Source organism: Aeromonas sp. 159, assembly GCF_963862045.1.
GTDB classification, from domain to species: Bacteria; Pseudomonadota; Gammaproteobacteria; order Enterobacterales; family Aeromonadaceae; genus Aeromonas; species Aeromonas veronii.
Window position 1 is genome coordinate 41,143 of record NZ_CAWLMI010000040.1, and the last position, 24,767, is coordinate 65,909.

Here is a 24,767-nt window from a genome sequence, read left to right on the forward strand (position 1 = left end):
AATTCATGGTTATAAAAGCGCAGAGCCCAGCTGGGTTTGCCGAGGAATACATCATCGAGTCCATCTGGAACAATCGCTTTCCTCCCGGATCTATTCTGCCCGCCGAGCGTGAATTATCCGAGTTGATCGGGGTGACGCGGACTACCTTGCGCGAAGTGCTGCAGCGGCTGGCCCGTGATGGCTGGTTGACCATCCAGCATGGCAAGCCGACCAAGGTGAACAATTTCTGGGAAACCTCCGGCCTCAATATTCTGGAGACGTTGGCCCGTCTGGATCAGGACAAGGTTCCTGATCTGATAGCTCAGTTGCTCTCAGCCCGTACCCATATCTGCACCATCTTTATCCGCGGGGCGATCCGTCACAATCCGGAACAGGCCGCCGAGATCCTGCGTGGCGCCGATGGGGTCGAGAACAACGCACAGGCTTATGCCGAGTTCGATTATCGCCTGCACCACCAGCTGGCGTTTGCTTCCGGTAATCCGATCTACGCCCTGATCCTGAACGGTTTCAAAGGGTTGTACAGTCGGGTTGGCAGCTATTACTTCTCCGACAAGCAGGCCCGCGAGACCGCAGATGCCTACTACAAGACCCTGCTCAATCTGGCGGAGACCAAGAACCACGAAGCCGTGTTCATGACGGTGCGTCAGTACGGTATCGAGTCCGGCAAGCTGTGGACCCGCCTGCGTCAGGACATGCCAAGCGATCTGTGCGACAACTGATCCCTTGCCTGTGCTGTCCAAGAAACGCGCCATCCGGCGCGTTTTTTTATTCTGCCGTGTTTGTGTCTATCCTTGATTGGCAGTGGTAATTGCTTGAACTGCATGGATATTTGGCCAAAAAGCTTGATCCAGCGCAAATGAACCCTGCATTTATCACTTTGGTGGCATAGGACCCAACCGCTGATTGAGGTCAAATGGAGGCATCAAGAGCGGAGCCAATATCCGCCAGAAGGAACACACCTTTCACCGGATGAAGGACACAACAATGAGTCTTCTTGAACACACCATCTGGACAGTACTGGGATACGGGGCCATGCCCTTTATCTTTCTGAGCGGATTCGTGGCGGTGGCAGTGACCTGTTGCATGCTGCTGAACGCGTTCGGGGTACAGTCCGCCGAGAAGTGAGTCGCTTCTCATGCCGCCAAATGCCAGTCTTCGGACTGGCATTTGTTTTTTGTGTCTTTTAAAGCACTTATCCCGGCAGGGAAGGGGAAATCTTTGGTCCGGATGGTCGAACCTGCCGCCGATTTTGATTACACTGGCGCCCGTATTTCCCACTCACCCTTCTCTAATCCAGGTGTTCAAGGTTTTCTATGGCTCTCAAGGCAACCGTATTCAAGGCCCAGATCAGTTTGTCTGATATGGATCGCAATCTGTATCAGGACTTCTCCCTCACCCTGGCGCGCCACCCCTCCGAAACCGATGAGCGGATGATGATCCGGCTGGCGGCCTTTGCCTGGCACGCTGCCGAGCGACTGGAGTTCACCAAGGGATTGAGCGCCGATGACGAACCCGAGCTATGGTGCAAGAACTACTCGGACGAAATAGAGCTCTGGATCGAGCTGGGCCAACCCGATGAAAAACGGCTGAAAAAGGCCTGTAACCGTGCTCGTCAGGTGGTGCTCTACCTCTACGGCGGTCGTGGCACCAGCGTCTGGTGGAAGCAGAACCAGGGCAAGCTGAGCCAGCATGACAACCTCAGCATCATCGAACTCTCCGACAGCCAGACTCTGCCGCTCACCGCCATGGTCGAGCGCACCATGCAGCTCACCTGCACGATCTCCGATGGTCAGCTCTGGGTCAGTAACGGCGCACTGGAAGTGACGCTGGATCCGGTGGTGCTGATGGGCAAACCGGTCCGCGAACTGTAACGGACGCCGCCCATGTTCAGCGCCTTGCTCAATATCGTCATTCCGGTGTTCGGTGTGGTCGGGCTCGGTGCCCTCTATGGGCGATTGCGACCGGGGGCCGCGCTCGGTTACGTCAATCGGGCCAATATCGAGCTGTTTACCCCGGCGCTGGTCTTCTCCGCGCTGGTCAAGAATCCGTTGGTGCTGGCGGAGCATCTGCCGCTGATTGCGGCGGGGGCGCTGGTTATTCTGTTACCCGGTCTGCTGCTCGCACTGCTCAAACTCAAAGGGATTGAGCGGGCAGCCCTGATCTTGCCCGCCATGTTCCGAAATACTGGCAATCTTGGTATCCCCTTGATGGTGCTGGCGTTTGGCGAGCAGCAACTGGGGGCCATCGTGATCCTCTTTGTGCTCTCCAATCTGCTGCACTTCTCGGTCGGCATGTTTATTCTCTCGGCTAATACCTCCCGCTGGCTGTGGCTGCGCAGCCCTGTGTTGTGGGCCGCGCTGGCCGGTTTGCTGGTGGCCAACCTGCACATTACGCTGCCGGAATATGTGGTGACCACGGCCTCGCTGCTCGGCCAGATCTCGGTGCCCCTGATGCTCTTTGCGCTGGGCATTCGCCTGATGGAGGGAGAACTCGATCACCTGGGCCTCGCGCTCAAGTGCAACCTGCTCTATCTGCTGGCGGGGGGATTGTCGCTGCTGCTGGCGATCTGGCTGTTGCCGCTCAAGACGGAGTGGATCCCGCTGTTGATGTTGTCGGTTTCCTTGCCCCCTGCTGTGTTGAATTACATGCTCTGCGAGCAGTATCACTGCCAGCCGGACAAGGTGGCCAGTATCGTGCTAGGCGGCAATGCCCTCTCTGTGCTGGTGATCCCGCTGGCGGTCTGGCTGGCACTTCATCTGCCCGGCTAAGTCAGATTGCATCGGTGCGGCGGTGCGACTCACTGGTCTATTGCTTGATCGAACCGAGTCGCAGTAGTTCGCATCTAATCCATGCCATCTCTGTCCATTATTGCCTCGTGATACATCTGTCGTCCCCCTATCCAACCCTGAGCCCCGGGCCTAACGGCGACAGCTATAGTATGAAAAAGAGCTGACTGACACTGTTTAACCAATGCCAGTGAGGGAAACCGGATGAGCACAAGTGAGCAATCTGAGCCTGTGGGGCAGGAAAAATCGCGCTATGACCCGGCATTGCCTACCGGTTATGACTGGCGCAGACACCGCCGCTTTATCCTCAGTGGTGGTGGTTACAAGGCAGAATGTCGCCGTCGCAACTGGTTTCTGGAGTTGCTCAACCCGGTGCCCTATGTGGTGGTGCGCGACATAGCCATCGGCGGCATCGGTATTCTGGGGGCCATACGGTTGAAAGAGGGGGATGAGCTGGTGATTGCCATTCCCTCTGGCGAGAAACTGCGCGGTCTGGTCGTGAGATCCCAGCCAGACCCACTCTTTCCCAAACTCTATCGCACCGGTATTCGTCTGCATCGTTATCCAACGGCCGAGCTGTTTGCCCGCTGGCAAAGTTACATTCAGCCGCAAGATAAAGCGGATTTCGACCATGAGTGCCAAGTCTTGAAACAGGTACGCGGCGCGTGAGCCAGATGCCATTTCAGTGGCTGTTTTCCCCACCTTTAGCATGATATGTCGATGGACTTCGCGGATCAGCAGGCTTGGCTGGTCTGAGTGGTTTATCTCACTGCATGTGTTTTCATCTTTATGTTTTTATTGAATTTTATCTGTACCTCTGAAGTCGCAGAGGATGCGGATCTTTTTCCCTTTTCGTGATCCCCCCCGAAGTAGTTCCCCCTGATATCCCTTAGTATCTGGCCAGCATGACTCCCTTTCGGGGGAGGATAACAAGAACAAAAAGGAATGATGGATGAGATCCGTGAGCAACCAGTGTCTGTTGATGCAGATCCAGCCGACCATCTTGCGCTTTGCCAAGATGCTGGCGAGTGTGCTGCAGCTTGAGGTCGAGATTGTGGATGCCGATATGGTTCGGGTGGCTGGCACCGGGCCCTATGGCAAGTTCTTCGGACGTCAGCTGGAGGGGGATTCCCGACTGCTGCGCTATGTGATTGATAACCAGCGGGAGAAGATCGTTACCCACACCAGCGATGATCCCGTGTGTGACGGTTGTACCTGCAAGGAGAGCTGCCGTGAGCGCGCCTTCCTCGGGGTGCCCATCATGGTGGACGAGCGCTGTATCGGGGTGATCAGTCTGGTGGCCTTCAGCGACGAGCAGCAGGCGCGCCTCAACAACAATCTGCAGGATGTGTGCGACTATGTGCGCCATATCTCCACCATCTTTGTGGCCAAGTTGCTCGATTCACGCGGGCTGTCGGATGGGGTCAACAAGGTGTTCCTCAATCTGATGACCAACATGGATCAGGGCTGCCTGTTGCTCGATGACAAGAGTCAACTGCTCTACGCCAACGAGGTGGCACTCCATCATCTGGGTTGCCAGCAGGAACAGCTGCAGGGGCGCGAAGTGGGGATCCGACCGCTCACCTTCTCCCAACAGGGGCTGAGTGGTCATCTTCAGCACATCATCACCTTTGAAGGTCGTCAGGAGCTGATCATCGGCCAGCTACATCATGTGCAGGGCCAGCAGCTCTTTCTGATGGCCTTTCACCAGTCCCACTCCGGCCAGGTTCAGGAGCCGGACCCGGATGTGCGGATCGATCAGCTGATCGGCGAGAGCAAGCCGATGCGCACCCTCAAACGACTGCTGCATCGCATCGCCCAGAGTCCCTCCAGCGTGCTGATTTGCGGCGAGAGCGGCACCGGTAAAGAGGTGGTGGCCCGCGCCGTCCATCGCTTGAGTCCGCGTCAGGACAAGCCTTTTATTGCCATCAACTGTGCCGCTATTCCCGAACAACTGCTGGAGAGCGAGCTGTTTGGCTATGTGAAGGGATCGTTTACCGGCGCTTCCAGCGGTGGCAAGCAGGGCCTTATTCAGGCGGCCCATCAGGGCACCCTGTTCCTCGACGAGATTGGCGACATGCCGCTCACCATGCAGGCCAAGCTGCTGCGGGTGCTGGAGCTGCGGGAGGTGACCCCCATCGGGGCTAGCCGACCGGTGCCGGTGGATATTCGCATCATCGCCGCTACTCACCAGCATCTCGATCAATACATCGTCGAAGGGAAGTTTCGCGAGGATCTCTACTACCGCATCAACGTCATCCCCCTCAACCTGCCGCCACTGCGGGAGCGGGAAGGGGACGTGGAGCTGCTGACCCACTACTTCCTCAACCTGCACACCAGCCGCATTGGCATTGTCTATCCCGGTCTGGCTCCCGAGGTGATGGCGCTGCTCAAGGGGTATCGCTGGCCGGGCAACGTCCGCGAGCTCAGCAACCTCATCGAATATCTGGTCAACGTCAGCCAGGCGGGCGAAGTGATTGACGCCAGTCTGCTGCCCCCCAACATCATCCGCAATCAGGAGCCCCATCGCGTGGCGGCCCAGTCGATCCCGGTGACCAATCTGGATGCGGCGTTCAATGTGCCTGCCACAGCTCCGCTCGCCGCCACGCCGGAGAAGCTGCCTGAACCCGTTCCGGGTGAGAGCGGCCTTGAGAGCATGGAAAAACAGATGATAGAAGAGACCCTGCAGCGGCTCGGCAACAAAAAACTGGCCGCACAGGCGCTGGGGATTGGGATTGCCACCCTCTATCGCAAGATAAAGAAGTACGAGATTGCCGTGCAGAGCTGAGGCGCTGGCGGCATCTATCCGGCCCGTGTCGTTTATCGGATGGCACGGGTTTTTTATGGGAACAAGGTTCTGCGCCATTGCCGAATTGTGCTGAACGGATTGGCGGGGCAGGGGAGTGGCTGCATGGCAGAATGCAAAAAGCCCGCTCGATGAGCGGGCTTTTTTAATCTGGTGCGTCCTAGTGGATTCGAACCACCGACCCCCACCATGTCAAGGTGATGCTCTAACCAGCTGAGCTAAGGACGCAGGGTGCGCGATGCGACTTTTATTTCTTTATGCAGAAGTGGTGGGTTTAATTGGATTCGAACCAACGACCCCTACCATGTCAAGGTAGTGCTCTAACCAACTGAGCTATAAACCCACATCTGGAATAACTGCAAAGTTTTGAAACTGAATGGTGCGTCCTAGTGGATTCGAACCACCGACCCCCACCATGTCAAGGTGATGCTCTAACCAGCTGAGCTAAGGACGCATAATCAGTGTTCTGTAATGGTGCGTCCTAGTGGATTCGAACCACCGACCCCCACCATGTCAAGGTGGTGCTCTAACCAGCTGAGCTAAGGACGCATCACAGAAAAGTGGTGGGTTTAATTGGATTCGAACCAACGACCCCTACCATGTCAAGGTAGTGCTCTAACCAACTGAGCTATAAACCCACTTTCTCTTACTTCACTACGCCAGCGCTGCTGACGTGGTCGGCATACTACCCATGCCCCCCAAGGCTGTCAACAGGCCATATGCATAAAGGAGACTGTTTGCCCAGTTCTTGCGCAGCCTGTTGATTTTGCAGGCGAGTTGTCGCTTGCCAAGCTCTGTTACTGGGCCCGCGACAGGGTAGTGCAGGCTTCCGGAGTGGCAAAACGGCCGTAGATGTAGCGCAATCTCGCCCCCAGCATCAGGGCCGCGCTGGTGAGGCCGACGATAAAACCGATCCAGAAACCCTGCGGCCCCATCCGTGGCACCACCCAGTCGGTCAGACCCAGGATCATGCCGGTGGGCAGACCCAGTCCCCAGTAGGCGACGATGGTGACGTAGAAGATCGCCTGGGTATCCTTGTAACCGCGCAGTGCGGCGGCCGCGACCACCTGCACCGAGTCGGAGATTTGATAGATGGCGGCGAAGAACAGCAAGATGGCCGCCAGGACGATCACCTGCTGATCATCGGTATAGATGGAGGCGATCTGCTCGCGCAGTAGCACCGTCATGGCGGCAGTGGCAGCGGCGATGGCCATCCCCAGCATCAAACCGGTGCGAGCCGCTACCCGAGCATGATGGGGCTGCCCTTCACCGATGCTGTGGCCGACCCGGATGGTGACACCCACCCCGATGGAGAGGGGCAGCATAAAGACCAGGCTGGAGAAGTTGAGGGCAATCTGGTGACTCGCCACCGTCTCGGCACCGAAGGGGGCCAGCATCAGGGCCACCACGGTAAACAGGGTCACCTCGCAGAAGATCGCCATGGCGATGGGGAACCCTAAGCGGAACAAGCGCCAGATCCGGCTGCCGTTGGGGCGAGCCAGTTGGGAGAAGAGGCGGATCTCGGTGAAGTGACGGGAGAGCTTCACATAGAGGATCATCGCCAGCAGCATGGCCCACAGCACGATGGCCGTGGCCACGCCACAGCCGACCCCGCCAAGCTTGGGCATGCCGAAGTGACCGTGGATGAAGATGTAGTTGGCGGGAATATTGACCGCCAGCCCGACAAAGCCGATCACCATGGTGGGCATGGTGTGGGAGAGCCCCTCACTGAAGTTGCGCAGCACCTGGAACAGCACGAACGCGGGCAGGCCCCACAGGATGGCGTGCAGGTAACCAGTGGTCTTGGCCGCCATCACCGGCTCCACATCCATGAACTGCAACGCCAGCGGGCTGTAATAAAGCGCAATCATCGCCAGCGGGGTGACGATCAGGGCCAGCCAGAAACCCTGATGAACGGCCGGACGGATTGTCTCCCGTTTACGGGCACCATTGAGCTGGGAGACGATGGGGGTGAGCGCCATGATGATCCCCTGCACCAGCAGGATCACCGGTAGCCAGAAGCTGGACGCCACCGACACGGCGGCCAGATCGACTGCACTCACCTGACCCGCCATCACGGTATCGACGAAGTTCATGGCGACCTGGGCCACTTGGGCGACCAGAATGGGGCTGGCTAGACGGACGAGCTGCTTCGCCTCGGACCAATAACGTTGCACTGACACCTCCGAGTGGATCAGATAAGAGTAAAAAAGAGCGGAAATCGGGAGAGCCTTTGCACTTTCGGACGAAAGTGCAAAGGGTGGGGGAGGCATTCTAGCCTGAAATTCAGCCAGGACGAAATAGTTGCCGCCCTGGGGGGCAGGATCAAGCGTCTTCGTGATCGCTGATCAGCAGGTTGGCAGCGGCATAGGCAGCCTGCTCGCGCAGCTCGGCGGGTACCCGCTCATCGGCGGCGACCGCGTTGAGGGCGCGGATAGCGGCGGCGATGGCCTTCGGCACATAGCCCTGCTCGCCGGAGCCAATCTGGTTATAGGCGATACGGATCGCTTCACAGCACTCATAAACCATCATGATTTGCTTCCTTGAAAGTAAAAAGGCGAGCAAATATAGCGGTTTTGCTCCCATTTTGTCAGTCTCGCGGTTGTAATTTGCGGCAAGCCCGTTAGTTTGGTTACCCCCTTTTCCTGTTTCGGCCTCTTTGATGCTGCTCTCTTCGCGCAATTCACTGGCGATCTTTCTGACGTTGTTTGCTCTTCTCGCCCTGACGCTTAAGGATGGCGCGGACAAATATCTGGTACACCATGGCTACTCCGTGATGGAGATGGTCTGGTTTCGCTTCTTTGTTCCTTTTCTCGGTCTGCTGCTGTTGTTGCCAAGGCGCACCGTGTCGGCGCTGCTGGCGGTGGATCGCTGGTTATTGCTGCGCTCGCTGCTGTTTCTGGTCTGTGCGCTGGTCTCGGTGATTGCGCTGGCCCATGTACCGCTCAACGTCTACACCATCATTTGCCAGCTTGGTTCGCTGGCTTTCGTGGTGGCGGGCGTGATCTTTTTCAGGGAGCGTCTGACCCGGGCCAAGGTGGCGGCCGTGCTGTTGGGGTTGTTTGGCGTGCTGGTGGTGATCCATCCTGACGGGGGCGACGCGAACCTCTACTATCTGCTGCCACTGGTCATTGTACTGGCCAACACCGGCTACAACCTCATCACCAAGCTGGTGGATCCACGTCTGACCACCCTCGATATCCTAATCGTCACCTGCTTCATGCTGGGGATGGTGGCAATGGTCGCACTCTGCTGGCAGCCTGCACTGTGGCGCTTTCCGACGCTTGCCGACTGGCCCTATCTGCTGGCGCTACCGGTGGTGACCCTGCTCTCCCAATATTGCCTTATCAAGGCGATGCAGTATGCGCAGGCCTCTACTCTGGCGCCCTTCTTCTATTTCCAGATCTTTTTTTCTACCCTCTGCGGCTATCTGATGTTTGGTGAAATGCCGACCCTCAGTAGTATGGCGGGGTGTCTACTCATCGTGCTGGCTGGCATAGTGGTCATCCATTCCCAGCACCGGGCTCGTGTGCTGGCGCGGTCTGAGGCGGCGGAGCAGGTGTGACAGTTTGTACGAAACGAATTGTGTAAAAAACGGATTATGTAAAAGAAGCGGCCACAGGCCGCGATAAAAAACAGAGCGTGTTACCAGAAACAAAGAGGTGATGATGTTTACCGGAATTGTGCAAGGTGTGGCCGAGCTGGTCGCCATCGAAGAGAGAGCTTCATTTCGTACCCACGTGATCCGCATGCCAAGCTCGGCGTGGGGGGAAGGGCTGGCCCTCGGCGCCTCGGTCGCTCACAACGGCTGCTGCTTGACCGTCACCCGGGTCGAGGGGGATCTGGTCAGCTTCGATCTGATGCAGGAGACCCTGCGTCTCACCAACCTCGGCCTGTTAAAGGTGGGGGACAAGGTCAATGTGGAGCGGGCTGCCCGCTTTGGCGACGAGATCGGCGGTCATGCCATGTCTGGCCATATCATCGGCATGGCAGAGGTTACCTCGGTGATCGACACACCCAATAACCGTCAGGTGTGGTATCGCCTTGCTCCCGAGCTGATGAAATATGTGCTGACCAAGGGATACATCGGCATCGACGGCATCAGCCTGACCATCGGTGAGGTGCGCGAGCGGGAGTTTTGCGTTCACTTGATCCCCGAGACCCTGGCTCGCACCAACCTGGGTTGGGTCAAGGCTGGCTGGCAGACCAATATCGAGATCGATCCCCAGACCCAGGCCATCGTCGATACCGTGGAGCGGGTGCTGGCGGCACGCGGGGGTCACTGAAAGGAAACGGCTCGGTTTCAATCCCCTCATAAGCAAGGGCCTGCAGTGTGCAGGCCCTTGTTATTTACATGGTGAAAATATCTATTCAACTTTTTATGACTCGCATTCTGACTCGCAGTCACAACATCTGCTCAGCTCTTTGCGACTTGCATGCAAAACAGCTGCTCGGCCTTTTGTGACTCGTAATCAAAACAGTTGCTCGTCGTCTGCATCCACAAACAACTGCAAACAGTCGCGTGCTTCGTCGCGGTGAAGCCGCAGATGGATCGGATTGCAACAGGCCATGCAATCTTCGTAAAACTCCTGATCACCCTGACTGGCATCCAGCTCGACCCGGGTATGGTGGCCACAGTGAGGGCAGACGATGCGCTTGCTGGTGTACTCGATCATGATAACCTCCTCGGGCCCTGAGGCCGCCTATCTACCCTGATTCTAGTCGGGCTGAAGGGGGTTAACCGCGAGCAAACGCACGTTTATGACAGAGATCAAGCCTGAGCGATGGCAAGGTGCAACTGGTTGGAGTGGTCGTGTGTGAGAGGAACAATCTGGTTGTGAATGACAGGTGAAAAGAGGGGGGATTGCCAACGGTTTTGTCTGGTAATAACAGGGGGCTGGAGCCCCCTGCGGATATGAGAACGCGAGCGCAGCAAGACGCCGATAGGCGCTACTTGACCCAGCTGGCCAACATGTCGGCATTCAGCTCGGCCAGCGAGCTTAGCTGGTAGTTGGCGATGGCCAGACGCGGGTCTCCCACTAAAGCCGGATCCGGCACGATCAGCGCCTTCATCGAGGCCGCCTTGGCCGCCAGCAGACCGGTGAAGCTGTCTTCGATGGCCAGGCACTGCACCGGCTCAACCCCCAGCTTTTCGGCGGCGTGGATATAGACATCCGGGTGCGGTTTGCCGAAACGCTCCACCTCGGCGGAGTGAACCGCCATAAAGCGATCGCGAATGCCGAGTTTGCCGAGCACAGCTTCCACCATGGCAAAGGGGGAGGAGGTCGCCAGACCCACTTTCAGGCCGCGCGCTTCGATAAGGTCGAGCGCCTCCAGCACGCCGGCCTTGGCCTGACCTTCGGAGAGGATCAGGGCGTTGACCCGATCCAGAATGCGCTGCACCACCTCGTCCTGGCTCGGGCCGCTCCACGGGCGCAGACGATACCAGTGGGCCACCAGCTGATCGATGCGCACGCCGATGGTCGACTCACAATCCTCGACGGTGTGGGGGTGGCCCAGTTCGGAGAACACGGCGATCTGGGCCCGTTGCCAAAAGGGTTCCGAGTCGATCAGAACACCATCCATATCGAAGATCACGGCAGCTAACATCTTGTACTCCTGACAAATTTGAAGAGGGGATTATAAGCCTGACGGGCAAATGCAAAAGGGGCATTGCCATGCCCCTTGCGCCCGATCACACCGGCAAACGTTTGTTTCGGTGCGGCGAAAAAACAGCGTTTAGAAAATGACCTCGACGCTGGTGGCAACTGCCTTGGCCTGCTCGACTGCCTCGCGGCAATCTTCACCCCGGGCCAGTGCCACGCCGAGACGGCGGCGACCGGCGATCTCCGGTTTGCCAAACAGTCGCAGCTGGGCACCCGGCACCTTGGCAAGCGCCTCGCCAATCCCCTGATAGCGGATATTCTGACTGTGCCCTTCGCGCAGCACCACGGCGGAGGCGCTCGGCCCGTACTGGGTGATGGTGCCGACCGGCAGCCCCAGAATGGCGCGCACATGCAGGGCGAACTCGGAGAGATCCTGCGAGATCAGGGTCACCATGCCGGTGTCGTGGGGGCGCGGAGAGACTTCGCTGAACCACACCTCGTCACCCTTGATGAAAAGCTCTACCCCGAACAGGCCGTAACCACCGAGGGCCTCGACCACCTTGGCCGCCACGGCTTTGGAGCGGGCCAGCGCCAGTTCGCTCATCACCTGTGGCTGCCAGGATTCGCGGTAGTCGCCATCTTCCTGACGGTGGCCAATCGGCTCGCAGAAGTGAATGCCATCGACGGCGCGTACCGTGAGCAGGGTGATTTCGTACTCGAAGGGAACGAAGCCCTCAACGATCACCTTGCCACGACCGGCACGGCCACCCTCCTGGGCGTAAGTCCAGCTCTCATCGAGCTTGGCGAGATCGTGCAGCACGCTCTGTCCCTTGCCGGACGAGCTCATCACCGGCTTCACCACGCAGGGCAGGCCGATGGCCTCAACGGCGGCGACAAACTCCTCCTTGCTCTGGGCAAAGCGGTAGGGGGAGGTGGGCAGGCCCAGGGTCTCGGCGGCGAGACGGCGGATCCCTTCCCGATTCATGGTGAGCTGGGTGGCGCGGGCGTTGGGCACTACCTTGACCCCCTCCTGCTCAAGGGCTGCCAGCGTATCGGTGGCGATGGCCTCGATCTCGGGGATGATGAGGTCGGGTTTGATCTCGGCGACCAGCTCGCGCAGGGCTGCGCCATCGAGCATATCCAGCACCCGGGCGGCATGGGCCACCTGCATGGCGGGGGCATTGGCATAGCGGTCGGCGGCGATCACTTCGATGCCGAAGCGCTGCAACTCGATGGCCACTTCCTTGCCGAGTTCGCCGGAGCCCAGCAGCAGGGCGCGGGTGGCGCCGGGGCGGGTTGCGGTTCCAAACATACGATCTCTCCTGATGTCGTTGGTCATTGTTGATGATCGCTATCGCACGAATAGCGGGCAAAAAAAGAGGCACGCATGGCGTACCTCAGGAAACGGATGGTCGGGCGCGCTGCTCCAGATGGGTCAGCAACGTGATGGCGCCAATGATGATGGCGGCGCCAAGCCACAGTCGGCCGGGTGGCGCCCAGCCAAACACCAGCCAGCCTGCCAGTACGTTCATCGGCAGCTTGGCAAAATCAAAGGGCTGGATGAAGGAGGCCTCCGCCACGCTGTAGGCGCGAGCGATGGACATGTGCGCGAGTGCCGACAGAATGCCCGCTGCCGCCAGCAGCAGCCATTGTGGCTCGGTGGGCCACTGCCACTCTGGCAGCGCCAGCATGGCGTTGAACGGGGTACTGAAGATAAGCAGGTAGACCACGATAGTGTGGGATGATTCGTTGGCCGCCTGATAGCGTACCAGCAGGGAGTAGCCCGCCCAGAACAGCGCCGCCGCCACCGGCAGCAGGGAGGCCCAGCTGAAATCGTCAGCCCAGGGGGCGAGGATCAGCATGGCGCCGGCAACGCCCGCCAGAGTGGCCAGAATACGGGCCCGGCTCACCTGCTCCTTGAGCAGCAGGGCAGAGCCCAAGGTGGCAAACAGTGGCGAAGTCATCAGCAGGGCGATCCCCTGCCAGATGGGGACGGGGTACGCCAGTGCCCAGAGCCAGAGCTGGATGCCGATCACTGCCAACAATACCCGCAACAGGTGCAACCGGAACTGATTGGTCATCAGGGATTGGCGCAGGCCATGACGAACTAGCCAGGGCAGCAGGCAGATCAGGGCGATCAGGTATTGATGGAAAGCGACCTGGGTCGATGGGAGGCCGAGTTTGAAGCTGATATACTGGCTCAGGCTGTTGACGGCGGCGAAGCAGAGTCCTGCCACCATCATCCAGACTGCACCGGCCAAAGGAGAGTGCCTGCGCGAGGGTATCATGGGATCCTGGTCGCTGGAAAAAGTGCGGCGGATCATAACGGCAATCGTTTGTTCTGCCAAGGGTTGAAGCACGGCCGCAGGGCTGGCTGGCGAGGAAGTGGCCTTTCATCAAAAAATTTGAACAAGTTGAGCATCTATTTTCGCTATCAGCAAATAAGCACAATGTTTAGAGTGACCTCCATCGACAGCAACGCTGTTCAACCGACAACCAAATGGAGTTTCACCATGGCCAATATCCTCGTACTCAAATCCAGCATCCTGGGTCAATATTCCCAATCCAACGCCCTGATCGACGGCTTCCTGGCTGATCATCAGGATGATGCCGTCACCGTGCGTGATTTGGCTGCCCTCAACCTGCCGGTGCTGGATGGCGAGTTGGCCTCCGGCCTGCGCGGTGGTGACAACCTCAATGAACGTCAACTGGCGGTGATCGCCCAGTCCGACGAGCTGATCGCTGAACTCAAAGCGAGCGATCTGGTGGTGATTGCGGCCCCCATGTACAACTTCAACATCCCGACCCAGCTGAAAAACTGGATCGATCTGGTGGCTCGCGCTGGCGTCACCTTCCGCTATACCGAGACTGGTCCGGTCGGTATGGTTGAAAATACCCGTGCGCTGGTGATCAGCCCCCGCGGCGGCATGCACGTTGGCAGTGCCACCGATCTGGTCACTCCCTACATGCGTACCGTGCTCGGTTTCATCGGTATCAAAGAGGTGGATTTCATCTACGCCGAGGGGATGGGTATGGGCCCAGATGCCCAGAGCAAGGGGATGGAAGCGGCCAAAGCGCAGCTTGAGGCTCTGGCTATCTAAGGGCTCTCTCTATAAGGGCTATCTATCCCGTTAGGGGTTATCTCTTCAGGGGTTGCCCCGCCAGATACAAGAACGCAGCCATCAGGCTGCGTTTGTTTTTTGGCTTGGTGTGATTGCGACAGACGTTATTGCGACAAGACCGTAATGCTACAGAGAGTATCGCGGCAAGCTGTCGGTATAGACGTTCCGGCGGAGTCACTACTCCATCATAAAGCGGCGACAACCGCGCACCAGTAGCAGCGCCACCGTGACCAGCAAGCCAAGCAAGAGGGTGGTCAGCCACTGTTCGGTACTTTGCGGCATGTGGGGCGTGAAGAGGCTGATCATCAACAGGGTACAGAGCGTGATCAACAGGCTCTGTCGGGTCATCAATATCATGGGGTCATCCTTGGTTTGCTCACCTGAAACGATTTTAATGCCCTCTTGTGACAGGGTGATGTATCCGTGCATCACCCTGTTGGGGCTTTTCAGACCATATCAGGTTTTTACCGCAGAGCCAGCGCCATCACTGGCGCTGTGATCCCGATCCCGCTAGCTCTCTTTATCTGAACTGTTTCTGCGCTGGCTGGTAGTGAAAATCGCCGCTGGCGAGCCGCGCTTCCAGTGCTGCCTGATCGATCTCCTGCGCCTTGCAGAGATCATCCAGATCGTCATAGCGATCACGCAGCTGCATATTGACGACGCTCAGCAGCATGTTGATGTCCATGGTGGCGAACTTTTTCAAATCCATGATTATTTCTCCCGATCCAGTGATTGCAGCTGCTCGATGGCGGCGCTGACGCTGTGCAGATGCTGGCGGATCGCCTCGCGGGATTCGCTAGGCAAATAGTCTGTCAGGGTATGTTGCCAGCTGCCCGCTTCACTCTTGAGCTGCAGGAAGAGGGCGAGCCCGGCATTGGTGAGGGAGACCAGGCTGATGCGTTTGTCCTGCTCGCTGCTCTCGGTAAAGATGATCCCTTTTTCGACCAGACGGCGGATCTCGCGGGAGATGCGCACCTTGTCCATGCCGCTCGCCTCGACCAGCTCTTTCTGGCTGATGGGGTAGTTGGGGCCGAGCACCATCATCAGGCGCCATTGCGGCACGGTCAGCTGGTAACGCTGTTCATAAAACTGTTCGAAGGTATCCCGTAGCATCTCGGCGGCATGTACCAACTGATAGGGCGGGTAGTGAGCGAGTAACGCTATGATTTTTGACATATTACACCCTGCTGTGACGGCTGCATCAGATGCAGTTTCTTTTGATACTTTGACATTGATGATACGAAACTCAAGCTGATTTGTCTGACCTGGTTGCGATGAAATGTGCGGTGGCGCACGCCCTCAAGGAAAAACCGGGTCTGACCGACGGGATTTTAAGCCAACGCTGTTCAGCCTTTACGCAACCAGATGAGGGCGTTCTGCTTGAGCCAGGCCTCGCGAGTGTGGATAGCGTAGAGCGCGGCCTCGTCGCGGCTGCCCGCTTGCCAGCTTTGTGGCTCCTGTTTGGGCAGCTTGCGCTGACCCAGCAGGCAGGCCGGAATGTGCGGGTTGGCCTCGATGGCGACCAGCAGATGGGGCTTGGCTGCCTCGGCACCCTCGGTAGCAAAGACCATCAGCGCTTTGTTATAGAGCAACCAGCTGGAGGCTTCATCGAAGCGCACCAGCAGGGCGGCCAGCGCCTGCCAATCCCCTTGCAGTGCATAGAGGGTGGAGAGGTTGTAGCGGCAACCCAGCTCATCGGCCACGCAGATTGTCAGCAGCGCCAGATACTCCGCTTTGGCCTCGCCCAGCTTGCCAAGGCGCAGCAGGCAGTCGGCGCGGCCGGCTCTGGCGGCCAGCAGGGGGCGCAGTTCGGGGGCACTCCAGCCGTGACCGGCGATTTGCTGCCAGAAGGCTTCATCAAAGAGCGGAGTGGCATCAGCGATGATCTTCTCGAACCAGCCGAGGCGGGCCTGATGATCGCGGCAGCTGTCGGCCAGCTCGAACCAGGTCTGCCACTGTTGGGCCTGCTCGCCATTGAGGGCCACATCAGCGCTGGGGGCGGCCTGATACTGGTCGAGGTTGAGCAACTGGTTGAGGGCGGTTTTCATGTTCTGGCGCTGGCGTTTGCAGAACTCGACAAAGGGGAGTTCACTGGCGGCGGCGCTATAGAGCATTTGGGCCATCTGCTTGTCGCGAAACAGGCTCAGCTCGGCGGCCAGACTGAAGCGGTACTGGGTGGTCGGGTCGTTCAAATCCTTCGGCTTGGGCCAGGTGGCAAAACCCATGCTGAAGCCATAACACCATTGACCGAGGGGGTGGCTCTGTTCGAACACCTGCTCGGGGTTATCGCTGGGCAGGCGGCATTGGCTCGGCAGGGCCAGCTGGGCGTCGTCGGCTTGGGATTCCAGCTCGGCGATCAGGTGGTTGAGGGCTTCTGCGCTTTTTTCATCCAACTCGGCATCCTGTTCCAGCAAACCGGCCAGCGGGCGTTGCCAGTCAGGGCTTTCCGGCCCCACCAGACGAGCACAGAGAAAACCGTGCAGGGCCGGGTAGGTCATGTCCTGATCGCTGTGGCTCTGGATCCATTGATTAAGATGGCGGGTACGAGTGGATGGGTTCATCGACAGTTCCTCTGGATTTGAACAGCCGCGAAGTCTACCTAAAAGTGGGGTTATTTGCAGCAAATGGCCGCCTGTTTGGCGATTTAATCACCATTGGCGGATAAGATAGGGGCGAAAGGGCGGCCAGTGGTGGCTTGGGGACTAGGCCGGATCACCGCTCTTGAGGTAACATGCGCGCCTATAGGGGCCATGTTCAGTTGGCCCATCCGGGTAATGAAAAAAGAGAGCACCATGATACAGATTGGCAAGATGAACACCCTCACCGTTGTTGAACTCGAAGATCGCGGCGCCTGGCTTGCGGCCGATGAGTACGGTGAACTGCTGCTGCCCAAGCGTCAACTACCGGAAGGGGTGAAAGAGGGGGATAGTGTGCAGGTCTTCCTCTATCTGGATGCCGATTGCGAGCCGGTGATCACCACCGACAAGCCATTTGCCATGGTGGACGAATTTGCCGGTCTGAAAGTGGTCAATGCCAACAAGATTGGTGCTTTCCTCGACTGGGGCATGAGAAAGGATCTGTTTGTGCCCAGCCGTGAGCAGAACAAGCCGATGCAGGTGGGCCACGTTTATCTGGTGCATCTGCAACTGGATAACGAAGGGCGCATGGTCGGCACCAGCCGCATCGAGCGTTTCCTGACCCCGGCCGGCAGCAACTTCAAGGTCGGTGACGAAGTGACCGCGCTGCCGGGTGAGCACTCGCCCCTTGGTATCAAGGTGATCGTCAACGGTCAGTATCCCGGCATGCTGTTCAAGAACGAAGTGTTTGGCCGGGTGATGACCGGTCGGCCGCAAACCGCCTGGGTCAAGCAGGTGCGCGAAGATGGCAAGCTGGATCTGACCCTGCAAAAGCCGGGTCTGGCGCGGGTTGATGACGCCGGTGAACGCATTCTGAGCCGGATGAAAAAGCAGGGCGGCAGTCTGGCGGTGGGTGACAAGAGCGAACCCGAGCTCATCTACAAGCTGTTCAGCATGAGCAAGGGCACCTTCAAGAAGGCGATCGGCGGACTCTACAAGCAGGGCAAGATTGTCATCGAAGATAACGCCATCACTCTGGTGGCCACAGAGACCGACTCGGCAGTGGATAGCGAATAAGATGCCGAGCCCCTGTGTTGGCCTCTGCAAGGCGAAAGATGGGCTTTGCCTTGGTTGTGGCCGCACCCTGACCGAGATCGGCCACTGGTCGGCGATGGATAGCAAGGCCCAGCTGGCGGTGATGGCCGAGCTGGATGGCTCGAAAAGCACCCACCGCTGCCCAGGTTGTGGCGAACCGGCCTATTGCGCTGTCTCTGCCGGTCAGACCATTGCGCAGTGCTGGTGCAGCCAGTTGCCGGCAATGCCGATGCAGGAGGCCAGCGCTTGCTGGTGCCGCCGCTGTCTGGCCAAGGCCATCGCGGCGCAGGATTAGCAGAAAACTGAATTAAGTGAAAATAGAAATAAGAAAGGCGCCGATGGCGCCTTTTTTATGCCTGCTGCTGGCGATGCCAGCGCACATGCACTTGATCTTCGGTCAACAGACGGGGCAGCAGGAAGGTGGCGAAGATCACCTCAAACTCATCCTGATGATCCAGCAAACCGACCCACACTTCGACCCAGCGCTCCATATCGACCGGCTCACCAAGCTCGGTCGACCAGTCGGCATTGGGCAGAGTCGCCTCCACGGCGCCACGCTGCTCAAACTCCAGGGTGATGTCGACTATTTGTTCGGGGGCCAGCATATCGGCGGCCTGCTCAAGAAACTGATCATAGGCCCATTCGACCAGCTGATCCGGGGTACGCTGTTCCATGAAATCACTCCAGATACATCGAGGTTCGCTACTGTAACAATTATTGGCTGTGGCGGCCAGACCAGTGCGCCGGGCGTGGCTGGCCTGTCCAAGTCGCCGTTGGGGGAGTATGGTTAAGGCGCGGATCATCTGGCAGGGAGTAAGGGGATGAAGCAGCGGGGACGGCGGCAACAGATCAAGCGACGGCGCGAGGCCTGGTGGTGGCACTATCTGCCGCTTCACCGCGAGACGGTGGGCGGCCATCTGGGCCCACCGGAGAAACCCGATGAGCCCTGAGGATCAGTCGGCCTGATGCACCCGATTGAGGGTGATCTGGCCCAGTTGACCCATTTGACGGCGGATCCAGACCGAGCGCTTCTGCACATAGGGTGACGGGGGCTTGACCCGATAGCGCCACGGATTGGGCAGGGCAGCAGCCAGCAGGGATGACTCGTAGCGGGTCAAGCGGCTGGCCGGTTTGCCAAAGTAGGTGCGGGCGGCGGCTTCGGCGCCATAGATGCCGGGGCCGAACTCCACGATATTGAGATAGACCTCGAGAATGCGGGCCTTGTCCCAGCCCAGCTCCATCAGCAGGGTAAACCAGGCCTCCAGCCCCTTGCGCAGGAAGCTGCGATCACTCCACATAAAGAGGTTCTTGGCGGTCTGCTGGCTGAGGGTGCTGGCACCACGTACCCGCTCGCTGTGCTGGTTGTGCTTGAGGGCCGCGTTGATGGCATCCATGTCAAAACCGTTGTGCTCGGCAAAGCGCTGATCCTCGGCGGCGATCACCGCCAGCTGCAGCTCCTTGGAGATGGACGCCAGATCTACCCATTGATGGCGCACCTGGGTGATCTTGGCGGGCGGAAAGAGGGCCCGCTCGATACGCCAGCTCCACATCGGCGGATCGATAAAACGCAGCAAGGCGACCGAGCCGACCGAGCAGAGCAGCCCGGCCAGCGCGATCTTGCCTGCCCACCTCAACACCCGACGCCCAAAGGATGCAGATGCACGCACGGGAGCCACGGCATCAGGGTCTGATTCCCACTGATAGTGGCTGGGATCATCGGGATCCGGAATTATTGGGGCAGCCATTCGATGTGGCAGAACTTCTCGTCAACACGGCGGGAGAGCAGCATGCGGGCAAACAGGTGCTCATACTCTTGTTCTTCATTGCCAAGGCCTACCCAAATCTCGGCATAGTCGGTATCGCTCACCGCAAAACCCACGTCCGCCTCCCAGTCATCGGCCGGGTCGGTTTCGGCCAGCAGGCCGCGGTCGTTGAACTCCTGATTGAAGCGGGCGATCTCCTGCTCCGGCAGGTTGTCAGAGGCCAGCTCCATAAAGAGTTCGAGGGCGGTATCGAGCAGTTCCTCGACGCTGTGCATTTCGTCATTCATAGACATAAGCGGTCTGTTCCAGAAAAGAGAAAAAGGTGCCATCGCAGATCACTGCCTGCGGGGCGGCGCTATTCTAGCGGTCGGCAGACCCCTTGGCGAGATGAGGCGAGCCGCTGTGACCTGTTTTTGTGCCAATAAAAAACCGGATCCAGTGACAGGAGCCGGTCTTCATTGGGGGAAGGGGTCACGCATAGGGCGTCAGCTCATCCCTTCTTGTCATCGGCGAAGGTGATGTTGAGCTCCAGCACCGACAGCTCATCACTCTTCTGATCCAGTTGGACGGTTATCTTCTCCGGATCAATGTTGACGTATTTGCGGATCACATCGAGGATATCCTGCTTGAGCTGGGGCAGGTAATCCGGCCCCCCTCTGGATGAACGCTCGTGAGCAACAATGATCTGCAACCGCTCTTTGGCCAGTTGTGCGGTGTTCTGTTTCTTGTTGGAACGAAAATAATCCAATAATGACATGTTTAACTCCCGAACAGTCGGCTAAAGAAGCCCTTCTTCTCTTCTTCCAGAAAACGAAATTCCTTGGCATCGCCCAGCAGGCGGGACACCGCATCTTCGTAGGCCTGACCGGCATCGGACTCCTTGTCCAGAATGACCGGTTCGCCGGAGTTGGAGGCGCGCAGCACCGCCTGGGACTCCGGAATCACTCCGAGCAGCGGGATGGCCAGGATCTCCTGCACATCCTGCACGCTCAGCATGTCGCCGCGGTTGACGCGGGTCGGGCAGTAGCGGGTCAGCAGCAGGTGCTCCTTGATGGGGTCTTCGCCACGCTCGGCGCGACGGGACTTGGAGGCCAGGATGCCAAGGATGCGGTCGGAGTCACGCACGGAAGAGACTTCCGGGTTGGTGGTGACGATCGCTTCGTCGGCAAAATAGAGCGCCATCAGTGCGCCCGCCTCGATCCCTGCCGGGGAGTCGCAGACGATGTAATCGAACTTCATCTCCGCCAGCTGATCCAGGATCTTCTCGACCCCCTCACGGGTGAGGGCATCTTTGTCCCGGGTCTGGGAGGCGGGCAGGATAAACAGATTTTCCGAGCGTTTGTCTTTGATCAGCGCCTGATTGAGGTTTGCTTCCCCGTTGATGACGTTGACGAAGTCATACACCACGCGCCGCTCGCAGCCCATGATGAGATCCAGGTTTCTCAGACCGATGTCAAAGTCAATGACCACTGTCTTGTGACCACGCTGGGCTAAGCCGGTGCTCAGGGCCGCACTGGTTGTGGTCTTGCCAACGCCACCTTTACCCGATGTAACGACTATGATTCGCGCCATTCTCGCTTCCTTGTAACTCTATTTGATACGGTCTATTCGGAGTTGTTCATTGTCCAGCCGGACGTGTACCGGTTGCTGGATCAGGCCTGCCGGCAATGCATCGCTCAGCTGGAATGTGCCCGCGATGGAAAGCAGCTCGGCCTGTAATTGCTGGCAATAGATCCGGGCCTGGGTGTTGCCCCGGGCACCGGCAATGGCTCTGCCACGCAGGGTGCCATAAATATGAATGCTGTCGTCGGCGAGCACTTCAGCTCCCGGACTGACGGACCCCAGCACCACCAGCGAGGTGCCGGCGGCGTAAATCTGCTGGCCGGAACGAACCGGTCCCACATGTACCTTGCTCGGGATCAAGGGGGCGGGTTCGGGCTCGGGAACCACCTCAGGCGCGGCTGGCGCGGGGGCAGGCTCGGGTTCCGGTTCGCTCTTGCGACTCTTGCCCGAGGCCATCACGGCAAGTCCCACCGCCTTGGCGGCTGTCTTCATCTCTTCACTGCGCGCCCCCGTGATGCCGACCAGCACAAACTCTTCGGACTCCACCAGCTCCTTGAGCTGTTCGAAATCGGGAATATGTTCCAGTCGGGAAACATTGATCACCAGCGGCGCACAATTAAAAAAGTAGGGTGCCTGGGCCACTTTTTCGGCCAACAACTGACGTATCCGCTCAGGCTCGCCATCGCTGATATGCAACACAGAAATAGTGAAGGTGGTCCCTTTCAATTCGTTATCGCGCTCAACCATGAATCTTCCCCGAGGCAGAGATGCTAATCCGTTATTGTTATTCAATTCCTGATGTTATAGTTTGCCCCCATCAGAGGCAATAAACTCATCGGATTATATCAATTTCCATGTTGTGTGCAGTCTATAAAAGTCGCAAAAAAGCCGAGACCTACCTTTTTGTTGAAAAAAGAGAGGATTTCTCCCGCGTTCCCGAGCCATTGCTGAGCGCATTCGGGCGTCCCGAGCTGGTGCTGATGACCAAGCTGGATCCGGCCAAGCCCTTGGGGCTGGCTGATGTCGGCAAGGTGATGGCCGCATTGACCAACCAGGGCTTCTACCTGCAGGTGCCGCCGCCTCCCGAGAATTTGCTGGAGCAGCACAAGGCCAGCCTGAAAAAACCATCCTGAATATCCAGCCCCGTTGTGTGTTCTGCCCAGCGGGGCTAATTCTTTGTGACTCTGCATGACGCATTCCGGCCCCGGAGAGGTGGCCTGCGATAATCCCGTGACAGGATCTGGCCAAATTAAACCCTCCCTTTGGTGATATTCACTTTTCGCTGTTTAAATAGAAAGTCAATCTGCTCCCAACACCATATCCTCAACCTTTGCTGGCGCTCACAAAAATAGAGAGTGGCGCGTACTCATATCCTCCATTTCAACGGCTATTGGCTCATTCATCGATTATTTTCAGCCTCTTCCTTAGGCGCTTTTTTGGCCTCCACTGCGTGATGAGTAGTTCATCAAAGGGCGCGTAAAGAGGGCGGTGATAACGGTGCTAAAACCAGTTTGCGCGATGCGCTGTGGCCAACATGATGAGCTAACCTCCTGTTTGTGTACTTGATTGTTTGCCCTGATCACGAAAGTGCCACATAGGAGGCAATCAATGTGGCGGCGTGATAATCCGCAGGGTGAGCGGTAACCGCGTCTTGCCAAACAAGGGTATGACCAAAGGGGGGATATTGAGCTGAGGGGGCATCTCGATATCGATTAGTTGTGAAATCGTGACCGGGGCAAGATAGCAGGTACAGGTTTCATGTAGGGGCGTAATGTCCCTCTCAATGCATTGAGAAGAGTTAATCAAGGTATGTAATTAGAGAGGTATGCAGACAAGGCAATCCGCATTGCGGTGGCGTAGCAGGGTATATCAGCGACGCCCTACAGTGAAATGGTCGGTATGCCGGTATAAGTGCCTGGCATCCCATTCGGGCAATAAAAAAGGCGGGATATCCCGCCTTTGTTCAGATGAGGGTCGTAACCCTTATTTATTCGCAGGCAACCTGCATCACCTTGATGGCCAGACCGCCACGGGAGGTTTCACGGTACTTGGAGTCCATGTCCTTGCCGGTGATGTACATGGTCTCGATCACCTTGTCCAGCGAGACGCGCGGCTTGGAGGTACGACGCAGGGCCATACGGGAGGCGTTGACCGCTTTCATGGCTGCGATGGCGTTACGCTCGATGCAAGGCACCTGTACCTGACCGGCAACCGGATCACAGGTCAGACCCAGGTTGTGTTCCATGCCGATCTCGGCAGCTTCGCAGACGTGCTCCGGGCTACCGCCCATCAGCTCGGTCAGACCGGCAGCGGCCATGGAGCAGGAGACACCCACTTCCCCCTGGCAGCCCACTTCGGCGCCGGAGATGGAGGCGTTCATCTTGTAGAGGATGCCGACGGCACCGGCAGCCAGATAGAAGCGGGTGTATTCGTCGCGGCCAACCGGCTGGATGAACTTGTCGTAGTAAGCCAGTACGGCCGGGATGATACCGGCAGCGCCGTTGGTCGGTGCAGTGACCACGCGGCCACCGGCAGCGTTCTCTTCACTCACGGCCAGAGCGAACATGTTGACCCAGTCAACGATGTTCATCGGATCGCTCGAGAGGTTCTCGTTGGTGTTGAGCTGACGGTAGAGCGGCGCGGCACGACGGGGCACGCGCAGCGGGCCGGAGAGAACACCTTCGGTACGGCAGCCGCGCTCGATACCTTCACGCATGGTGTTCCAGATCTTGCCGAACTTCTTGTAGATCTCTTCCGGAGTGTTGAAGCACTTCTCGTTTTCCATCATCAGGGCAGAGATGGAGAGACCGGTCTGGCTGCAGTGGGCAACCAGCTCGGCGGCGCTCTTGAACGGATAGCGTACGGACATGTCGCCGCTGTCAGCCTTGCCGAAGTTCTCTTCGTCAACGATGAAGCCACCACCGATGGAGTAATAGGTCTTGCTGTAAACCACTTCATCTTCGATCAGGGCAGTCAGCTTCATGCCGTTTTCGTGCAGCGGCAGGGCTTCGTCGTGGAATACCATGGCGTCACGCGGGAAGCTGACGGTGTGGCAGTGCAGGCCGATCGGCAGGCGCTCGGTCTGCTCAACACGGGAGATAAACTCGGGGATGGCATCGATATCGACATTTTCCGGCAGGTTGCCAGCCAGGCCCATGATGATGGCGGTGTCGGTATGGTGGCCTTTGCCAGTCCAGGAGAGGGAGCCGTAAACATCGACATTGATCCGGGTTACATCGCGGATCTTGCCGCCCGCGCGCAGCTCGTCAACAAACTGTTTGGCCGCTTTCATCGGGCCAACAGTGTGGGAAGAAGAGGGGCCTACACCGATTTTGAAGATATCAAAAACGCTGATCATGTCACTATTACCTCAGGGTAGAAGGGGGCGGCATGCCCACTCACAGAAATTTGGGAAATCCATGGAACGCGCTTGTCAGCGCAGGTCACAGA

At 58.2% G+C, this 24,767-nt stretch carries 30 protein-coding genes and 5 tRNA genes; 13 read left to right on the plus strand and 22 right to left on the minus strand.

Annotated features, from left to right (window positions below):
- Window positions 1-5: 5 nt before the first annotated feature.
- The 6 genes from fadR (at window position 6) to AACR14_RS08455 (ending at window position 5,574) form a co-directional block, all read left to right on the plus strand.
- A complete protein-coding gene (gene fadR / locus AACR14_RS08430; RefSeq protein ID WP_026034983.1) occupies window positions 6-719 on the plus strand; it encodes a fatty acid metabolism transcriptional regulator FadR in 714 nt (237 codons plus the stop codon).
- A 265-nt stretch (window positions 720-984) separates the two neighbouring features.
- On the plus strand, window positions 985-1,125 hold the full coding sequence (locus AACR14_RS08435; protein ID WP_005345965.1) for a TIGR02808 family protein: 141 nt from the start codon (window positions 985-987) through the stop codon (window positions 1,123-1,125).
- Between the two features lie 188 nt (window positions 1,126-1,313).
- Complete coding sequence (locus AACR14_RS08440; protein ID WP_019445836.1) at window positions 1,314-1,871, plus strand: YaeQ family protein; 558 nt, start codon at window positions 1,314-1,316, stop codon at window positions 1,869-1,871.
- A 12-nt stretch (window positions 1,872-1,883) separates the two neighbouring features.
- Complete coding sequence (locus AACR14_RS08445; RefSeq protein WP_019445837.1) at window positions 1,884-2,768, plus strand: AEC family transporter; 885 nt, start codon at window positions 1,884-1,886, stop codon at window positions 2,766-2,768.
- A 222-nt stretch (window positions 2,769-2,990) separates the two neighbouring features.
- Window positions 2,991-3,455, plus strand: a complete 465-nt coding sequence (locus AACR14_RS08450) for a hypothetical protein (RefSeq protein WP_019445838.1) — start codon at window positions 2,991-2,993, stop codon at window positions 3,453-3,455.
- Window positions 3,456-3,738: 283 nt separating this feature from the next.
- A complete protein-coding gene (locus AACR14_RS08455) occupies window positions 3,739-5,574 on the plus strand; it encodes a sigma 54-interacting transcriptional regulator (RefSeq protein ID WP_019445839.1) in 1,836 nt (611 codons plus the stop codon).
- Between the two features lie 169 nt (window positions 5,575-5,743).
- On the opposite strand, the gene AACR14_RS08460 is transcribed toward AACR14_RS08455, so the two are convergent.
- The 7 genes from AACR14_RS08460 to AACR14_RS08490 form a co-directional block, all read right to left on the minus strand.
- Window positions 5,744-5,820, minus strand: a tRNA-Val gene (locus AACR14_RS08460).
- A 38-nt stretch (window positions 5,821-5,858) separates the two neighbouring features.
- A tRNA-Val gene (locus AACR14_RS08465) sits at window positions 5,859-5,935 on the minus strand.
- A 34-nt stretch (window positions 5,936-5,969) separates the two neighbouring features.
- Window positions 5,970-6,046: transfer RNA gene (locus AACR14_RS08470), tRNA-Val, on the minus strand.
- An 18-nt stretch (window positions 6,047-6,064) separates the two neighbouring features.
- Window positions 6,065-6,141: transfer RNA gene (locus AACR14_RS08475), tRNA-Val, on the minus strand.
- Window positions 6,142-6,153: 12 nt separating this feature from the next.
- A tRNA-Val gene (locus AACR14_RS08480) sits at window positions 6,154-6,230 on the minus strand.
- 159 nt (window positions 6,231-6,389) lie between these two features.
- Window positions 6,390-7,769: an MATE family efflux transporter gene (locus AACR14_RS08485; RefSeq protein ID WP_019445840.1), complete on the minus strand. Its 1,380-nt coding sequence runs from the start codon at window positions 7,767-7,769 to the stop codon at window positions 6,390-6,392.
- A 148-nt stretch (window positions 7,770-7,917) separates the two neighbouring features.
- On the minus strand, window positions 7,918-8,124 hold the full coding sequence (locus AACR14_RS08490) for a YaeP family protein (protein ID WP_019445841.1): 207 nt from the start codon (window positions 8,122-8,124) through the stop codon (window positions 7,918-7,920).
- 130 nt (window positions 8,125-8,254) lie between these two features.
- On the opposite strand from AACR14_RS08490, the gene AACR14_RS08495 reads away from it, so the two are divergent.
- Together AACR14_RS08495 and AACR14_RS08500 are read left to right on the plus strand one after the other, a co-directional pair.
- The gene (locus AACR14_RS08495; protein WP_019445842.1) at window positions 8,255-9,157 is read left to right on the plus strand and encodes a DMT family transporter; all 903 of its coding nucleotides are present in this window, start codon (window positions 8,255-8,257) and stop codon (window positions 9,155-9,157) included.
- Window positions 9,158-9,260: 103 nt separating this feature from the next.
- On the plus strand, window positions 9,261-9,878 hold the full coding sequence (locus AACR14_RS08500; RefSeq protein ID WP_019445843.1) for a riboflavin synthase: 618 nt from the start codon (window positions 9,261-9,263) through the stop codon (window positions 9,876-9,878).
- A 186-nt stretch (window positions 9,879-10,064) separates the two neighbouring features.
- Here the strand turns inward: AACR14_RS08500 and AACR14_RS08505 are convergent, their stop codons facing one another.
- From AACR14_RS08505 to AACR14_RS08520, 4 genes are all read right to left on the minus strand, one after another.
- Window positions 10,065-10,268 carry a CPXCG motif-containing cysteine-rich protein gene (locus AACR14_RS08505; RefSeq protein ID WP_005336871.1) on the minus strand — a complete coding sequence of 68 codons (204 nt, stop codon included), beginning with the start codon at window positions 10,266-10,268 and terminating at the stop codon, window positions 10,065-10,067.
- A 274-nt stretch (window positions 10,269-10,542) separates the two neighbouring features.
- Complete coding sequence (gene hxpB / locus AACR14_RS08510; protein ID WP_019445844.1) at window positions 10,543-11,202, minus strand: hexitol phosphatase HxpB; 660 nt, start codon at window positions 11,200-11,202, stop codon at window positions 10,543-10,545.
- A gap of 129 nt (window positions 11,203-11,331) precedes the next feature.
- Window positions 11,332-12,510 (minus strand): formate-dependent phosphoribosylglycinamide formyltransferase, encoded by a 1,179-nt coding sequence (gene purT, locus AACR14_RS08515; protein WP_019445845.1) that lies wholly within the window; start codon window positions 12,508-12,510, stop codon window positions 11,332-11,334.
- A gap of 85 nt (window positions 12,511-12,595) precedes the next feature.
- Complete coding sequence (locus tag AACR14_RS08520) at window positions 12,596-13,486, minus strand: DMT family transporter (RefSeq protein ID WP_050547829.1); 891 nt, start codon at window positions 13,484-13,486, stop codon at window positions 12,596-12,598.
- A gap of 225 nt (window positions 13,487-13,711) precedes the next feature.
- Here AACR14_RS08520 and AACR14_RS08525 point away from each other — a divergent pair, with 225 nt between their 5' ends.
- On the plus strand, window positions 13,712-14,299 hold the full coding sequence (locus AACR14_RS08525) for an FMN-dependent NADH-azoreductase (RefSeq protein WP_005352326.1): 588 nt from the start codon (window positions 13,712-13,714) through the stop codon (window positions 14,297-14,299).
- A 198-nt stretch (window positions 14,300-14,497) separates the two neighbouring features.
- Here the strand turns inward: AACR14_RS08525 and AACR14_RS08530 are convergent, their stop codons facing one another.
- From AACR14_RS08530 to AACR14_RS08545, 4 genes are all read right to left on the minus strand, one after another.
- Window positions 14,498-14,677, minus strand: a complete 180-nt coding sequence (locus tag AACR14_RS08530) for a hypothetical protein (protein WP_019445847.1) — start codon at window positions 14,675-14,677, stop codon at window positions 14,498-14,500.
- A 163-nt stretch (window positions 14,678-14,840) separates the two neighbouring features.
- Window positions 14,841-15,029 (minus strand): DUF4250 domain-containing protein, encoded by a 189-nt coding sequence (locus AACR14_RS08535; protein WP_019445848.1) that lies wholly within the window; start codon window positions 15,027-15,029, stop codon window positions 14,841-14,843.
- A gap of 2 nt (window positions 15,030-15,031) precedes the next feature.
- Window positions 15,032-15,496, minus strand: a complete 465-nt coding sequence (locus AACR14_RS08540) for a MarR family winged helix-turn-helix transcriptional regulator (RefSeq protein ID WP_005336856.1) — start codon at window positions 15,494-15,496, stop codon at window positions 15,032-15,034.
- Window positions 15,497-15,666: 170 nt separating this feature from the next.
- Window positions 15,667-16,881, minus strand: coding sequence for a UPF0149 family protein (locus AACR14_RS08545; RefSeq protein ID WP_019445849.1), 1,215 nt, complete (start codon window positions 16,879-16,881; stop codon window positions 15,667-15,669).
- Between the two features lie 231 nt (window positions 16,882-17,112).
- Here AACR14_RS08545 and AACR14_RS08550 point away from each other — a divergent pair, with 231 nt between their 5' ends.
- Entirely contained in the window at window positions 17,113-17,973 is an 861-nt protein-coding gene (locus tag AACR14_RS08550; protein ID WP_026034985.1) for a CvfB family protein, read from the plus strand.
- Window position 17,974: 1 nt separating this feature from the next.
- Window positions 17,975-18,286: a DUF1289 domain-containing protein gene (locus AACR14_RS08555; protein ID WP_019445851.1), complete on the plus strand. Its 312-nt coding sequence runs from the start codon at window positions 17,975-17,977 to the stop codon at window positions 18,284-18,286.
- A gap of 55 nt (window positions 18,287-18,341) precedes the next feature.
- Here AACR14_RS08555 and AACR14_RS08560 read toward each other — a convergent pair whose 3' ends face one another.
- On the minus strand, window positions 18,342-18,665 hold the full coding sequence (locus AACR14_RS08560) for an HI1450 family dsDNA-mimic protein (RefSeq protein ID WP_005336851.1): 324 nt from the start codon (window positions 18,663-18,665) through the stop codon (window positions 18,342-18,344).
- 147 nt (window positions 18,666-18,812) lie between these two features.
- Between AACR14_RS08560 and AACR14_RS08565 the strand changes: the two genes are divergently transcribed.
- Window positions 18,813-18,941: a hypothetical protein gene (locus tag AACR14_RS08565; RefSeq protein ID WP_019445852.1), complete on the plus strand. Its 129-nt coding sequence runs from the start codon at window positions 18,813-18,815 to the stop codon at window positions 18,939-18,941.
- Between the two features lie 3 nt (window positions 18,942-18,944).
- Here the strand turns inward: AACR14_RS08565 and mtgA are convergent, their stop codons facing one another.
- The 5 genes from mtgA to minC form a co-directional block, all read right to left on the minus strand.
- Window positions 18,945-19,736 carry a monofunctional biosynthetic peptidoglycan transglycosylase gene (mtgA, locus tag AACR14_RS08570; RefSeq protein ID WP_019445853.1) on the minus strand — a complete coding sequence of 264 codons (792 nt, stop codon included), beginning with the start codon at window positions 19,734-19,736 and terminating at the stop codon, window positions 18,945-18,947.
- Window positions 19,721-20,047, minus strand: a complete 327-nt coding sequence (locus AACR14_RS08575; RefSeq protein WP_005352317.1) for an HI1450 family dsDNA-mimic protein — start codon at window positions 20,045-20,047, stop codon at window positions 19,721-19,723. The genes mtgA and AACR14_RS08575 overlap by 16 nt, the downstream gene beginning before the upstream one ends.
- Before the next feature lie 197 nt (window positions 20,048-20,244).
- Window positions 20,245-20,511, minus strand: a complete 267-nt coding sequence (gene minE / locus AACR14_RS08580) for a cell division topological specificity factor MinE (protein WP_005336848.1) — start codon at window positions 20,509-20,511, stop codon at window positions 20,245-20,247.
- A gap of 2 nt (window positions 20,512-20,513) precedes the next feature.
- Complete coding sequence (minD, locus tag AACR14_RS08585) at window positions 20,514-21,326, minus strand: septum site-determining protein MinD (protein WP_005336847.1); 813 nt, start codon at window positions 21,324-21,326, stop codon at window positions 20,514-20,516.
- An 18-nt stretch (window positions 21,327-21,344) separates the two neighbouring features.
- Window positions 21,345-22,064, minus strand: coding sequence for a septum site-determining protein MinC (gene minC / locus AACR14_RS08590; RefSeq protein WP_013723728.1), 720 nt, complete (start codon window positions 22,062-22,064; stop codon window positions 21,345-21,347).
- Window positions 22,065-22,171: 107 nt separating this feature from the next.
- Between minC and AACR14_RS08595 the strand changes: the two genes are divergently transcribed.
- Window positions 22,172-22,450, plus strand: a complete 279-nt coding sequence (locus AACR14_RS08595; protein ID WP_005360946.1) for a YcgL domain-containing protein — start codon at window positions 22,172-22,174, stop codon at window positions 22,448-22,450.
- An 854-nt stretch (window positions 22,451-23,304) separates the two neighbouring features.
- Here AACR14_RS08595 and AACR14_RS08600 read toward each other — a convergent pair.
- Entirely contained in the window at window positions 23,305-24,675 is a 1,371-nt protein-coding gene (locus AACR14_RS08600) for an L-serine ammonia-lyase (protein WP_005336844.1), read from the minus strand.
- Between the last annotated feature and the right edge of the window lie 92 nt (window positions 24,676-24,767).

Bases quoted from the DNA above. Each gene is read 5' to 3' on its own strand.
- fadR (WP_026034983.1), top strand. From the start codon at position 6: ATGGTTATAAAAGCGCAGAGCCCAGCTGGGTTTGCCGAGGAATACATC.
- AACR14_RS08435 (WP_005345965.1), top strand. From the start codon at position 985: ATGAGTCTTCTTGAACACACCATCTGGACAGTACTGGGATACGGGGCC.
- AACR14_RS08440 (WP_019445836.1), top strand. From the start codon at position 1,314: ATGGCTCTCAAGGCAACCGTATTCAAGGCCCAGATCAGTTTGTCTGAT.
- AACR14_RS08445 (WP_019445837.1), top strand. From the start codon at position 1,884: ATGTTCAGCGCCTTGCTCAATATCGTCATTCCGGTGTTCGGTGTGGTC.
- AACR14_RS08450 (WP_019445838.1), top strand. From the start codon at position 2,991: ATGAGCACAAGTGAGCAATCTGAGCCTGTGGGGCAGGAAAAATCGCGC.
- AACR14_RS08455 (WP_019445839.1), top strand. From the start codon at position 3,739: ATGAGATCCGTGAGCAACCAGTGTCTGTTGATGCAGATCCAGCCGACC.
- AACR14_RS08490 (WP_019445841.1), bottom strand. From the start codon at position 8,124: ATGATGGTTTATGAGTGCTGTGAAGCGATCCGTATCGCCTATAACCAG.
- AACR14_RS08495 (WP_019445842.1), top strand. From the start codon at position 8,255: ATGCTGCTCTCTTCGCGCAATTCACTGGCGATCTTTCTGACGTTGTTT.
- AACR14_RS08500 (WP_019445843.1), top strand. From the start codon at position 9,261: ATGTTTACCGGAATTGTGCAAGGTGTGGCCGAGCTGGTCGCCATCGAA.
- AACR14_RS08505 (WP_005336871.1), bottom strand. From the start codon at position 10,268: ATGATCGAGTACACCAGCAAGCGCATCGTCTGCCCTCACTGTGGCCAC.
- hxpB (WP_019445844.1), bottom strand. From the start codon at position 11,202: ATGTTAGCTGCCGTGATCTTCGATATGGATGGTGTTCTGATCGACTCG.
- purT (WP_019445845.1), bottom strand. From the start codon at position 12,510: ATGTTTGGAACCGCAACCCGCCCCGGCGCCACCCGCGCCCTGCTGCTG.
- AACR14_RS08520 (WP_050547829.1), bottom strand. From the start codon at position 13,486: ATGATACCCTCGCGCAGGCACTCTCCTTTGGCCGGTGCAGTCTGGATG.
- AACR14_RS08525 (WP_005352326.1), top strand. From the start codon at position 13,712: ATGGCCAATATCCTCGTACTCAAATCCAGCATCCTGGGTCAATATTCC.
- AACR14_RS08530 (WP_019445847.1), bottom strand. From the start codon at position 14,677: ATGATATTGATGACCCGACAGAGCCTGTTGATCACGCTCTGTACCCTG.
- AACR14_RS08535 (WP_019445848.1), bottom strand. From the start codon at position 15,029: ATGGATTTGAAAAAGTTCGCCACCATGGACATCAACATGCTGCTGAGC.
- AACR14_RS08540 (WP_005336856.1), bottom strand. From the start codon at position 15,496: ATGTCAAAAATCATAGCGTTACTCGCTCACTACCCGCCCTATCAGTTG.
- AACR14_RS08545 (WP_019445849.1), bottom strand. From the start codon at position 16,881: ATGAACCCATCCACTCGTACCCGCCATCTTAATCAATGGATCCAGAGC.
- AACR14_RS08550 (WP_026034985.1), top strand. From the start codon at position 17,113: ATGATACAGATTGGCAAGATGAACACCCTCACCGTTGTTGAACTCGAA.
- AACR14_RS08555 (WP_019445851.1), top strand. From the start codon at position 17,975: ATGCCGAGCCCCTGTGTTGGCCTCTGCAAGGCGAAAGATGGGCTTTGC.
- AACR14_RS08560 (WP_005336851.1), bottom strand. From the start codon at position 18,665: ATGGAACAGCGTACCCCGGATCAGCTGGTCGAATGGGCCTATGATCAG.
- AACR14_RS08565 (WP_019445852.1), top strand. From the start codon at position 18,813: ATGAAGCAGCGGGGACGGCGGCAACAGATCAAGCGACGGCGCGAGGCC.
- mtgA (WP_019445853.1), bottom strand. From the start codon at position 19,736: ATGGCTGCCCCAATAATTCCGGATCCCGATGATCCCAGCCACTATCAG.
- AACR14_RS08575 (WP_005352317.1), bottom strand. From the start codon at position 20,047: ATGTCTATGAATGACGAAATGCACAGCGTCGAGGAACTGCTCGATACC.
- minE (WP_005336848.1), bottom strand. From the start codon at position 20,511: ATGTCATTATTGGATTATTTTCGTTCCAACAAGAAACAGAACACCGCA.
- minD (WP_005336847.1), bottom strand. From the start codon at position 21,326: ATGGCGCGAATCATAGTCGTTACATCGGGTAAAGGTGGCGTTGGCAAG.
- minC (WP_013723728.1), bottom strand. From the start codon at position 22,064: ATGGTTGAGCGCGATAACGAATTGAAAGGGACCACCTTCACTATTTCT.
- AACR14_RS08595 (WP_005360946.1), top strand. From the start codon at position 22,172: ATGTTGTGTGCAGTCTATAAAAGTCGCAAAAAAGCCGAGACCTACCTT.
- AACR14_RS08600 (WP_005336844.1), bottom strand. From the start codon at position 24,675: ATGATCAGCGTTTTTGATATCTTCAAAATCGGTGTAGGCCCCTCTTCT.